The sequence below is a fragment of the Nocardia sp. NPDC056100 genome, assembly GCF_042266325.1.
Lineage (GTDB): Bacteria > Actinomycetota > Actinomycetes > Mycobacteriales > Mycobacteriaceae > Nocardia.
The window spans coordinates 1,678,289-1,689,330 of record NZ_JBHJVY010000002.1 but is presented as its reverse complement, the minus strand read 5'-3'; the positions used below and the strand labels follow the sequence as shown (position 1 = coordinate 1,689,330).

General features: G+C 67.5%; 10 protein-coding genes. 2 read left to right on the top strand and 8 right to left on the bottom strand.

Annotation, left to right across the window (positions count from 1 at the left end; genetic code table 11):
* Positions 1–60 precede the first annotated feature (60 nt).
* The 7 genes from ACFC0O_RS20140 to ACFC0O_RS20110 form a co-directional block, all read right to left on the bottom strand.
* Positions 61–2,811: an AAA family ATPase gene (locus tag ACFC0O_RS20140; RefSeq protein ID WP_375959914.1), complete on the bottom strand. Its 2,751-nt coding sequence runs from the start codon at positions 2,809–2,811 to the stop codon at positions 61–63.
* A 178-nt stretch (positions 2,812–2,989) separates the two neighbouring features.
* Positions 2,990–3,979 carry a helix-turn-helix domain-containing protein gene (locus tag ACFC0O_RS20135; RefSeq protein WP_375959912.1) on the bottom strand — a complete coding sequence of 330 codons (990 nt, stop codon included), beginning with the start codon at positions 3,977–3,979 and terminating at the stop codon, positions 2,990–2,992.
* Positions 3,980–4,140: 161 nt separating this feature from the next.
* On the bottom strand, positions 4,141–5,334 hold the full coding sequence (locus tag ACFC0O_RS20130; RefSeq protein ID WP_375959910.1) for a thiolase family protein: 1,194 nt from the start codon (positions 5,332–5,334) through the stop codon (positions 4,141–4,143).
* Between the two features lie 87 nt (positions 5,335–5,421).
* The gene (locus ACFC0O_RS20125; RefSeq protein WP_375959908.1) at positions 5,422–6,249 is read right to left on the bottom strand and encodes an alpha/beta fold hydrolase; all 828 of its coding nucleotides are present in this window, start codon (positions 6,247–6,249) and stop codon (positions 5,422–5,424) included.
* Between the two features lie 24 nt (positions 6,250–6,273).
* On the bottom strand, positions 6,274–7,089 hold the full coding sequence (locus tag ACFC0O_RS20120; RefSeq protein ID WP_375959906.1) for an MBL fold metallo-hydrolase: 816 nt from the start codon (positions 7,087–7,089) through the stop codon (positions 6,274–6,276).
* Positions 7,086–7,907, bottom strand: coding sequence for an alpha/beta hydrolase (locus ACFC0O_RS20115; RefSeq protein WP_375959904.1), 822 nt, complete (start codon positions 7,905–7,907; stop codon positions 7,086–7,088). Before ACFC0O_RS20115 ends, ACFC0O_RS20120 begins: the two co-directional genes overlap by 4 nt.
* A gap of 22 nt (positions 7,908–7,929) precedes the next feature.
* Positions 7,930–8,757 (bottom strand): alpha/beta fold hydrolase, encoded by an 828-nt coding sequence (locus tag ACFC0O_RS20110; RefSeq protein WP_375959902.1) that lies wholly within the window; start codon positions 8,755–8,757, stop codon positions 7,930–7,932.
* A gap of 325 nt (positions 8,758–9,082) precedes the next feature.
* On the opposite strand from ACFC0O_RS20110, the gene ACFC0O_RS20105 reads away from it, so the two are divergent.
* A complete protein-coding gene (locus tag ACFC0O_RS20105) occupies positions 9,083–9,544 on the top strand; it encodes a PleD family two-component system response regulator (protein WP_375959900.1) in 462 nt (153 codons plus the stop codon).
* A 10-nt stretch (positions 9,545–9,554) separates the two neighbouring features.
* Here ACFC0O_RS20105 and ACFC0O_RS20100 read toward each other — a convergent pair whose 3' ends face one another.
* Positions 9,555–9,680, bottom strand: a complete 126-nt coding sequence (locus ACFC0O_RS20100) for a hypothetical protein (protein ID WP_375959898.1) — start codon at positions 9,678–9,680, stop codon at positions 9,555–9,557.
* Positions 9,681–10,054: 374 nt separating this feature from the next.
* On the opposite strand from ACFC0O_RS20100, the gene ACFC0O_RS20095 reads away from it, so the two are divergent.
* Positions 10,055–10,936 (top strand): hypothetical protein, encoded by an 882-nt coding sequence (locus ACFC0O_RS20095; protein ID WP_375959896.1) that lies wholly within the window; start codon positions 10,055–10,057, stop codon positions 10,934–10,936.
* The last annotated feature ends 106 nt before the right edge of the window (positions 10,937–11,042 follow it).

The following is an 11,042-nucleotide window of genomic DNA, read 5'->3' as shown; positions in this document are numbered from 1 at the left end:
TCCGGATCTCGAGGATGACCTCTCAGGTCCAGGCTGCGGACCACGCGTAGTGCGTAGTCCTCACTGCCGGTCGGCGGGCGGCATATGTTCGCGCAGCTGTCTGCGCGAGGAAATGCCGAGTTTGCGGAACACTTTTCGCAGGTGATAGTCGACCGTGCTCGGGCTAAGGAACAGTGTCGCCGCGATCTCGGCATTGGTAGCGCCCCCTGCGGCCAGGGTGGCGACCTGTGATTCCTGGACCGTAAGTCCGTCGTGAGCTGTTGGTTGCCGGGGTGATTCGGGCTGCTCGCCGAGGGCGGCGAGTTCGCGGCGAGCGCGTTCGGCGAATGCGATCACCCCGGCACGCTCGAATCCGTCACGGGCACGGCGTAATTGGATGCTCGCGGCCTTGCGGCGGCGGCGTCGGCGCAGCCATTCGCCGTAGAGCAGGTGGGCGCGGTCCAGGTCCCCGGGCGTATCGGTGGTCGCCAGAATCGCCAGGGCGGCATTGAAATGGTGCTCGGCAGAGGGGGTTTCGTCGATCAGGGCCAGGCAGCGCGCACCGATTCCGCGCGCCCAGGCTGTCCGGTTGGCCGCGGCCATCGCGACCAGCTGCCCGGTGACCTCCACGGCCTCGTCGAGATGTCCGCTGCGCACCGCCGCCTCGACGAATTCCGGTAGATAACGCAGGCCCGCTTGCAGAAACGCGTGCTGCCGCAGTGACGCCAGCTTGTCGTAGGCCACGTCGTACCGGCCGTCGGCGAGATCTCGCACCGCGAGGGCGTGCATGGTGGCGGAATACACCCCGCCGACCCCGGCCGCCAGGGTGGCCTCGGCCAGCTGTTCGATCAGCTCGTACGGCGCTCCCGTCCATGCCAGATAGGAGCTGTTGATGACGTTCTCGGCGGAAAAGCCCATGGCGCGGCGTGTTTCACGCACCCGCTCGATGGTCCGCCCGGCGGTGCTCATATCGCCGCGATCGACGTCCGAGAGCGACCGCATCCACAGATAGATGTCCAGGGCGCGCAACGCACCGTGTGCCACCGCGATGCGCTCGCCCTGTTCCAGATGCCGGTCTCGGGCGCGTTCATCCCACAGTGCGGTGGTCAGCGCCACGCCTGCGGTGCCGAATACCAGGATTCGCTCATCGTCGAGTTCGGCCATGGCCGCGACGGCGGCGCGGATCGGTTCGACCGCAGTGGCATAGGGATCCAGGATCAGTGCGGCCACACCCGCCAGGACGGTCGCGGTGACCCCCTCGCGGACCGCGGCGGCGCTGCGCATTCGTTCGCCGAGTTCGGCCAATGTTGATCCGCGCCTGAGCCTTTCGACCGGCAGGACGGCATCGAAGGCGCGCAGCAGTGCGAGCTGCTCACGCTGCGCGTCGCGCCCGTGAAACAGATCCGCCGCGGTCGCCAGCTGGGAGTGCGCCTCCGGCATTCGCTGTGGGTCGATGAGGAATATCGCGGCCGACGCGCGCAGCATGAGCTCTCGTCCGGTCGCCACCGGATCGGAGTCGGCGGTGTCCTCGATCCGGTCCAGCAGATCCAGGGCCCGTTGCGCGGCACCGGCTTCGGCCGCCGCCTCGGCCGCGTCGAGCAGATGCTCGCGGCGCAGGGCCGGGTCGGTGGTGAGTTCGGCCGCGCGGCGCAACAGGCTTGCGCGCGAGAGCAGGCCACCGCGCTGCCCCGCGCGTGCCGCCGCGGCCAGCAGCAGCGCGGCGACCCGGTCATCGGGGCGCGGCGCGGCTTCGGCGGCGTGCCAGGCGTGCACATCGGTACTCGCCGAATCGGCGGCGGCGCGCGCCAGCGCGGCATGCACCCGCCGCCGGTCCGCCCCGGGCGCCGCACCGTAGACCGCGGCCCGGATCAGCGGATGGCGGAATCGTACGCTGCGGTCGATGATCACCAATCCGGCCGAATCGGCTGCCTCCCCGGCATTTTCGTCGATGCCGAGATCTGCGGCGGCAGCGTCGAGGAGCCTCAGGTCGCCGGTGGATTCGGCGGCGGCGACCAGCAGCCACTGCTGGGTGGCGGGCGGCAGGTCGCGTACCTGTCGTTGATAGAGCCGCTCCAGCCGCTGCCCGGCACCCGGCGGATGGGGCGCGAATGTGGAGTCGGCAAGTTGCCGAGGATCGGTATCGTTGGCGAGATCCGTCAGCGCCAGCGGGTTTCCGCCGACCGCGTCCACAATGCCCGCCGCCACGCGCGGATCGAATCGCACGCCCAGCAGTGTGGTGAGCAATTCGATGGCGCCGGCTCGTTCGAGCTCGGGCACCGGCTGCGCGGTGATACCGCCCAGGTGTACGTCCACATCGGCGTCGGGGCGGGCGGCGAAGAGTACGAGCACCGCGTCCGCGTGCAGTCGCCGAGCGGCGAAACCCAAGGCGTCCAGCGATTCCCGGTCCATCCACTGGGCGTCGTCAATCGCGCACACCACCGGGCGACGGCGTGCGGTGAGAGCCAGCAGTCCCAGCAGCGCACGCCCGACCAGGAAGCGATCGGGGACGGGACCGGCATGGTGACCGGCCGCCACGGCGAGCGCCTCACGTTCGTGTTCGGGCAGTTCGTCCGGTTCGGCGTCGAACTGCGCGAGCAGACGCTGCACGCCCGCGTACGGCAGCGACTGCTCGATTTCGTAGCCGTTCAGGCGCAGCACCAGAAATCCGGTGGCGCGCGCGATCGCGGCGTCGAGCAACGCGGTCTTACCGATGCCGGGGTCTCCCATCAGGCACAGCGCCTGCCCGAGCCCATTCCGGGTGGAGGCGATCAACCCGGCGATTTCGTCGAGTTCGGCGCTGCGGCCGACCAACTGTCCCGTGTCGTCGCTCATGATCGGTGCATCGATCGCTCGTTATCGACCTCGAGGCCGGTGCAGCGGGGAACGCTCACCAGGCACCCCCTCCCTGTGGATCAACCCGGAGCGCGCAGCGTAGAACTCGGATCGACCGGTGAGTGCTCCCGGTGTGCACGGGTTTTCGACTGCGCGTGCACAGTTGGTCGACGGCGGGCTATTCCGTGGCGGCCGGGGTATCGAGAATGGGCCTCGATTCGCTCGCGATGCGCCGCCACTCACGCGGCGCGATGCCGTACGCGTGCCGGAACCGGCGGGTGAAGTGGGATTGGTTGCGAAAGCCCCACTGCGCCGCGATGGCGGCGATCGACCGGTGCTGCGCTTCGGGCCGCGCCAGCTCCGCTCGGATCCGTGCCAGCCGTTCGCCGATGATCCACTGGGCCAGGCTGTAATCAGCTGCGGCACAGACCTTGTACAGGTAGCGCACGGAGATATTGTGCGCATGCGCGATGCGCGCGGCGTCGAGATCAGGATCCCCGAGATGCCGGTCCACATAGGCGCGAATTCTGCTCAGCAGTACCTCGCCGGGAGCGATGGCGGCGTCGCAGTCGGGGCGGCTCGCCGAGATCAGCAGTCCGCGAACCAGTTCCACGCTGGCCGATCCGGTCGCGGTCGCGGCGGGACCGAGGCAGAGCGCGTCCGCACCGCTCGTCATGGCGACGATGTGATCGGCCACGAGCCGGTACAGCGCACTATCCCGGACCTGCCGCGCGGCCGCGCGAATCTGTGGTGCGGGCAGTTCGAGCCGATCCAATGGGACGTACAGGCAGGTCGAGGCCCCCGAACCGCTCCATCGGAAATCGTAGGGGGCGTTCAGATCCATCACATGCAGTTCGCCCACCGGCACCGTGCGCTGGTCATCGAGCTGTTCGTAGTGGCCGAGACCGGTCTGCTGTACGGCGATCGCGAGCATCGGCGCTTCGAACGCGCGCACCTGGCGCGGCGTGCGGCGCAGCCGGATTCCGGACATCTGCGCGCGGAAGATGCTGGCGGGACCGAATTCCCACATCTCGAAGATGCCGTGCACCGGGCCGCCGGGGTCCTCGTGCACGACGTGCGAGGGCACCGAGGCGGTCTGCATCGCATCGCGGATGGCCTCGGCGCGCTCATCGGCAGGGAACGCGCGGGTGTCGAAAACTACGGTCACGGGCGGACCGGCAGGTGGTGTCGTGCGGTCATGGTCGGCATAGTCTGACCGCCGGCCGGGTATCGGGTCGAGAGGGGCATACCCAGAATAAATCAGACATTTCAGGCGGTGCGGAGAACCGGGTCCGCCGATGACCCGGTCCGATTCGCGCCGCCGCGTGGTCAGCCGAGCCGCTCGATGATCATGGCATTGGCCAATCCGCCTGCCTCGCAAATGGTTTGCAATCCGAAGCGCCCGTCGATCTGATCGAGCACCGACAGCAGTGTGGCGGTGATCCGGGCTCCGCTCGCGCCGAGCGGGTGACCAAGGGCGGTGGCGCCGCCATTGATATTGACCTTCGCGGGATCGGCTCCGGTCTCGGCCTGCCAGGCCAGCACGACGCTGGTGAACGCCTCGTTGACCTCGAAGGCGTCGATATCGTCCAGCGTCAGCCCGGCACGCTCGAGTACGCGCGCGGTGGCGGGAATGATTCCGGTCAGCATGTAGAGCGGGTCATCGCCGACGACCGCGAGCGCGCGAATGCGGGCACGGGGTCGCAGTCCCAGGCGGGCGGCGGTATCGGCGCTGGTGATCAGCGCCGCGGCCGCGCCGTCGTTGATCGGTGAGGAATTGCCCGCGGTCACCTGCCAGCCGATCTGCGGGAACCGGGCGGCGTAGGCGTCGCTGTAGAAGGCGGGTTTCAATCCCGCCAGGACCTCGACGGTGGTTGCGGGACGGATGGTCTCATCGATGGTCAACTCGGTGCCGCTGCCGTCGGCCCGGGTGAACGCGGTGGGTGTGAGTTCGGCGTCGAAACGGCCCTCCTTCCAGGCCGTCGCCGCGCGCCGATGACTTTCGGCGGCGAAGGCGTCGAGCTGACCGCGGGGCAGACCCCAGCGCGCGGCGATGAGTTCGGCGCTGATGCCCTGGGGGACCAGCCCTTCCGGGTAGCGGCGGCCCACGCGCGGGCCGAGCGCGTCGCGGCCCAGGGTCTGACTGCCGATCGGGACGGTGCTCATGGACTCCGCGCCCGAGGCGATCACCAGATCGTAGTCACCGGCTCGCACGCCCTGGGCCGCGAAATGAATTGCCTGTTGGCCACTTCCGCATTGGCGATCGACGGTTACCGCGGGCACGGTCTCGGGCAGTCCCGCCGCCAGCGCCGCCCAGCGGGTGGTATTGATGCTCTGCTCGCCGATCTGGCCGACCACGCCGCCGATGACATCGCCGATCAGCGCCGGATCGACGCCGGTGCGGTCGAGCAGGCTGCGCAGGGCGTGCGCGTGCAGATCGACCGGGTGCACCCCGGCCAGCGCTCCGCTCGCTTTGCCCTTGCCGATCGGTGTGCGGACCGCGTCGATGATGACTGCGTCCATGGTTCCTCCTGAATGCTTGTGTCCCGCAAGGGGAGGGGCCGCCGCGGCAGGTCCGGACGGCCCCTCGGTATGTGATCGCGTACCGGTTCAGCGGGTGCCGTCGACCGCCGCCTGGATGGTGTCGGCCACGATCACCGGCTGCGAGACGAGCGAGGCGTGCGAGGCGGTGATCTCGGCGGTGTGTGACGGTGCGGCCCGCGAGGCCATGAACCGCTGGGAGGCGGGCGGAATCACGTTGTCCTGCTGAGAAATCAGGTACCAGCTGGGGGTGGTCGCCCAGGAGGGCGCGCCACTGGGTTCGAGATTGGCCCACAGCGCCGCCGAATGCTGGTGATCGAACATCGTCGCGGCGGTGGCGGCGCTGACATCCTGAGCGAAGATGTCGTGGAAGTAGGGCTCGGCGATATAGCCGTCCAGGCCCGCACCTACGGGGCGCACTTCCAGTGCGGGAGGCAGGATTCGGCTGCCCGGGAACTGGATCGGACTGAGCAGTCCCTGCACGAATTCGCCTTCGGCGGGTGCGAAGGCGGCGATGTAGACGTTGGCCTTCACCTTCGCGTTGTGTGTATTGGTGATGACCGCGCCGCCGTACGAATGTCCGACGAGCACGACCGGGCCCTGGATGCCGTCCAGCACCTGCTGTACGGCCTGTGCGTCACTGTGCGGTCCGCGCAGCGGATTGTCCACGGTGACAACGCGATAGCCGCGTCCGCGCAATTCGGCCGCGACGCCGTCCCAGCTGGTGGCGTCGGCGAACGCGCCGTGCACCAGCACGATGGTCGGATCGCCGGGGCTCGCGTTCGCGGCGGCGGGCAGGATCGGGCTCAAGGCCAGTACCGCGGCCGCGGCCAGGGTCAGCAGCGGGCCGCCGCGCCGCTTGCCGGAGATACGGCCAGGGGTTGTCGGTGACGACATATCGATCACCCTTTCGTTCGAGAATCAGTGCGTAAGTGGATTGGTGTGTTGCGGAAAAGCGACGGGCTCACCGCGCGGGAGCCATCGCACGCGATCCCGCACCGCCTCGGACTCCCGCAGGAACCGAGCTCGCGCGTGCTCGCCGTCTTCGCTGAAATGACTCCAGCCTTCGTAGTGCACCGGCAGCGCCACCCGTGGCCGGAGCCGCTCGATGAACTTCGCGGCCTGCCGAGCGTCCATGGTGTATTTCACCGGCCCGGTGAGTCCGAATCGGACGGCTCCGAGATGCAGTAGGGCGATATCCACCTCGAGCCGGCGCGCGACCTGCTCGAGTCCTCGGAAGTAGACCGAGTCGCCCGACATCCATACCGCGGCAACGGTTTCGGTCGTACGGCCGATCGCGAATCCGAGCGTGTCGCCGACCAGTAGGCGACTGAGCGGCGGACCGTGACGGCTGGGGGTGGCGGTCACCCGCAGTGGTTCGCTGCCCGGCTTGCGCAGCACGGTCTGCTCCCATGGGGCAAGGCCCCGTGCGGTTTTCAGTCCGAGACGGCGGCTGCCGCTGTTGGTGGTGACGATGGTCGGAGCCGACCGCAGCAGTTCACGCCCGGCGTCGTCGAGATTGTCCGCATGGTGATCGTGCGAGAGCAGAACGACATCCACCGGCGGCAGGTCGCGCGGGCGCAGCGCCGGTCCGGCCGTCTTCACCGAGCTGGTGCCGAGCCCGAAGTCGTAGCGCCGCCCCGGATCGTCGAACGTCGGATCGGTCAGGATGGTCCAGCCATCGAGTTCGATCAGCACGGTCGGGCCGCCGATATGGGTGATGGTGACGGGAGTCATCGCCCGGCGTGTTTCAGTGCCCAGTCGAGCGCGTAGTCCGCGATTTCCTCCCAGCCGTTCTGGCTGACCAATCGGTGTGTGCGGCCGGGGAATTCGATCTGCTCGACCAGTGCCGTGCCGCGCGCGTACTTGCCGAGTGTGGCTCGCTGAATGGCGGGCGGTGCCACATGGTCGATTTCACCGGAGATCAGCAGCAGCGGTGCCCGGTCGGGCTTGGTGAAGTCGACCGCGGTGATTCCGCTCTTCTGTTTGGGCAGTGACAGCACGCCCTCGAAGAACACCCGGTTCGAGGAGTTCACCGCGCTTGCCTCCCATTCGCGGTCGGAATCGGCTCGGCTGAGGTCGTTTCCGAACGTGTAATGGAAGTGGCCCTTGGAGATCGGGCTGGCGCCATTGCGCCCGAACGGATTCGACAGCACCGGCAGTCCGGTGCGCAGCGTCGAGAACGGCAGGGCGAGCACCCCCGCGGGCTGTCCCGGTGCGACGCCGACACCGGCGATGCCGAGACCGCGATCGAGCAGCATTTGAGCGAAGATGCCGCCGAACGAATGCCCCATGATGATGGGTTGTTCCGGCAGCGCTTCGATGAGATCGGTGTAGTGGTCCACGATTTGGTTGATGCCGACGCCTTTGAGCGGGCTCGGGTCCGCGCGGACCTCAGCTGGAGACCGATCGTCGATCCCGGGCCAGCCGGGCACGATGACCTGATGTCCGCGTTCGCGGTAGCGACCGGCCCAGGTGTCCCAGCTCGACGGGGTCATCCAGAGGCCGTGGATGAGAACGATGGGCGGATTGCCCTGGTGTGCAGGCTGATTCATGATGGTGTCCTCGTTCCGGCGTTCAGGAGCGGATGAAGTCGAGCAGATCCTGGGACAGGCGTTGCTTGGCGGTATCGGGAAGCCCGTGCGCCGCACCGGCATACACCTTCAGCTCGGCCCCGGGAATGAGCTTCGCCGAGCGCTGCCCGCCGACCTCGAAGGGCACGATCTGGTCCTCGTCGCCGTGAATGATCAACGCGGGCACATCGATCGCGGCGAGATCGTCGCGGAAGTCCGTGGCCGAGAACGCGGCAATGCATTCGTAGGCATTGCGGTGGCCCGAGGCCAGACCCTGCAGCCAGAAGGCGTCGCGCACACCCTGTGGGACATCGCCGGTGCGGTTGTGCCCGAAGAACGGCCCATCGGCCAGATCGCGATACAACTGCGACCGGGACTCGCGCTCACCGGTGCGAATGGCGTCGAATACCTCGATCGGCAGGCCCTCGGGATTGTCGTCGGTGCGCAGCATGAACGGCGGCACAGCCGAGACGAGCACCAGCTTCGCCACTCGCGCCGAACCGTGCCGGCCCACGTAGCGGGTGATCTCGCCACCGCCGGTGGAATGCCCGACCAGGGTCACCCCGGTCAGGTCGAGCACATTCAGCAGCGTCGCGAGATCGTCGGCGTAGGTGTCCATCTCATTGCCGGTCCAGGTCTGCGTAGAGCGCCCGTGCCCGCGCCGATCGTGGGCGATGACGCGGCAGCCGTGCTCGGCCAGGTACAGCGCCTGGCCCTCCCAGCCATCCGAATTCAGCGGCCAGCCGTGGCTCAGCAGCACCGGTATCCCATCCGCGGGCCCCCAGTCCTTGTAGAAGATCCGGGTCCCGTCCTCGGTGGTCACGTAACTCATGGGATTTGTCCTTCCGTCGATACCCGTCCAGGTACCTCTTGAAGGTCTCGCACACGCGCTGCCTACCGAATCCCGTGCCACGCGTAGTCCACGTGGCCTCCCACGCCGGCCGGACTACGAGAACGCGCGTCATCCCGCAGGCATGCGTAGTCACCTCCGTGGTCGCGGGAATACCTGATGGCGGGCAGGGGAACCGCGGGTGACGCGCAGGCGAAGAATCCCGCAAACGGTCAGCGATCACTCCCGTTTGCCTGTTGTTTTCTGGGCGCGGGTTATAGCTTCGAGGTCGTAGCGGGTCGGGGATCCGTCACATGGAGGATCGGCCATGGAACACTGTCCGGCACCCGTATCGAGGACCAATCGGCCTCGACTGGCACTCGGTGAACATGCGGGTACGCCCGCAAAAGTTCTTGTCGTCGAATGCAATCCGGCCGCGGCCGAGGTCGCGGTACTCATACTGGCCACGGCGGGCTACCACTCGGTGCAGGCGATGAGCGGTCAGCGCGCCCTGGGCGCCACGATGTTGTGGTCGCCCGATTTGGTGCTGGTGGATCCGTTGTTGCCGGATATGCCGGGCACTCGCCTGTGCCGCCAACTGCGACGCCGGACCACCGCGCCGATCCTCATGCTGAGCGACCGAAATGACTCCACAAGCCTGGCGCATGCCGCCGCGGCGGGAGTGTCCGAATGCGTGCCGATTCCGGTCGAGACGGGCTATCTCCTGGGCCGAATCCACGCTCATCTGCATCGATCCGGCGACCGAGGCGAAACGGATCGACGTCGCTGAGCCGGGGGATTCACTCAGCGACGCCGACCACATGGCGCTGCCGGGTGCGAAGGACTTCCCGGCGCAGCCGGAGCCACTGCCAATAGCGGCCCGCGATGAGTATCTCGCCGTCGGTGCGCGCCGGGAATCCGGTCATGAACTTCTCTCCAGAGGTTTTCCGGCCGGACATCTCGCAGTTACCTGACATCGGCGTGTCCGGGCCGGTTTCACGTGCTTAGCGCGTGACCGAAATGGGAACACTTCCCAGTGAGTCCCGACCCGGTGCTCGGTGTCATCGAATCCTGACTTGCGGAGGTTGCCGTGGTGTTTGCGGCATTGCCGTCAGCGTGCGGAGCGAATATGGCCGGATCGTTGAAGCGGCCGAAATCAGCGGAAGTCGCCACGGATCGCCGCCCGGTGCGGTTGCCGCGGTGGTGGTCTCGGGTGCGATTGGGGCAGTAGGCCTTTTCGTTCGCCGCCTCAGACAACACTCACACCGGATCTCCACATCCGGGCACTACATTGGCGGCTGTGAATCGAACGGGGCTGGTGTCGGCTGCCGAGGTGGCGCACTCGGTGATCCGAGTTGGGCTGTCGCTGGCCATGATTGGCTTCGGGATGGTGAAAGTCATTCCGACGCAGTTCATTGTCTTCACGCTGCCCGGGGAAATGCTGGTGTCACTGGGTGAATCCTCGCCCTCGGGGATGCTGTGGAAGTTCATGGCGACATCGACGCCCTATACGGTGATCGCGGGCACGGTGGAGGTGATCGGCGGGCTGCTGTTGATCTTCCGCCGCACCGTATTGCTCGGGGCGCTGGTGTGCATGGTTGCGCTGATCCAGGTGAGTACGTTCAATATCGCCTATCACGTACCCGTGCTCGCCCCGCCACTGATCATGCTGGGCATGGCGTTGGTGGTGTCGATGCCGTGGTGGTCACGGCTGATCGATGTGCTGTTCCGGAACCGGGACTCTGCGGCGCTACCGCGGCCCCGGGGCGATCGGCGAATTCGGCTGGCGGGCAACATCGCTCACACAGTGGCCGCGGTGCTCGTCATTGTGTTCATGGGGGCCAATGGCATTCGGACCTATCACAACTACACCGAACGCCTCTCGTCCCTCGATGGCGTCTGGGCGGTGGACGAGTTTCGTGGCGACGGCCTCCGCTGGGTACGGGTGGCGATCGATGACCGCCCTGCCTCGCGCCGCCTGGTCCTCATCCGCGAGAACGGTGAGCTGACCGCGCAGGATCTGACCGTCGCGGAAGCGGTGCTGCACGTTGGCGAATCGACGCTGCGCTACACGCAGCAGTCCGACGCACGGCTGCATCTCACCGGCGATTTCGACGGAACCTCGATGGATACGACCCTGCGCCGTATCCCGCTGCACACCGAATCGCGCGATTTCCGCTGAGTCGCAACGGACCGACGGCGCGGGCACAGCGCGTCTGTCGCCGAAGACAATGCCGAGCCCGGGATTTCTCCGTTCGGTACAGTGACTCAGACACCGGCGCTCATCG

Excerpts from the sequence above, each read along its gene's own strand:
- ACFC0O_RS20140 (WP_375959914.1), bottom strand. The coding sequence starts at position 2,811 with ATGAGCGACGACACGGGACAGTTGGTCGGCCGCAGCGCCGAACTCGAC.
- ACFC0O_RS20130 (WP_375959910.1), bottom strand. The coding sequence starts at position 5,334 with ATGGACGCAGTCATCATCGACGCGGTCCGCACACCGATCGGCAAGGGC.
- ACFC0O_RS20125 (WP_375959908.1), bottom strand. The coding sequence starts at position 6,249 with ATGTCGTCACCGACAACCCCTGGCCGTATCTCCGGCAAGCGGCGCGGC.
- ACFC0O_RS20120 (WP_375959906.1), bottom strand. The coding sequence starts at position 7,089 with ATGACTCCCGTCACCATCACCCATATCGGCGGCCCGACCGTGCTGATC.
- ACFC0O_RS20115 (WP_375959904.1), bottom strand. The coding sequence starts at position 7,907 with ATGAATCAGCCTGCACACCAGGGCAATCCGCCCATCGTTCTCATCCAC.
- ACFC0O_RS20110 (WP_375959902.1), bottom strand. The coding sequence starts at position 8,757 with ATGAGTTACGTGACCACCGAGGACGGGACCCGGATCTTCTACAAGGAC.
- ACFC0O_RS20105 (WP_375959900.1), top strand. The coding sequence starts at position 9,083 with ATGGAACACTGTCCGGCACCCGTATCGAGGACCAATCGGCCTCGACTG.
- ACFC0O_RS20100 (WP_375959898.1), bottom strand. The coding sequence starts at position 9,680 with ATGACCGGATTCCCGGCGCGCACCGACGGCGAGATACTCATCGCGGGC.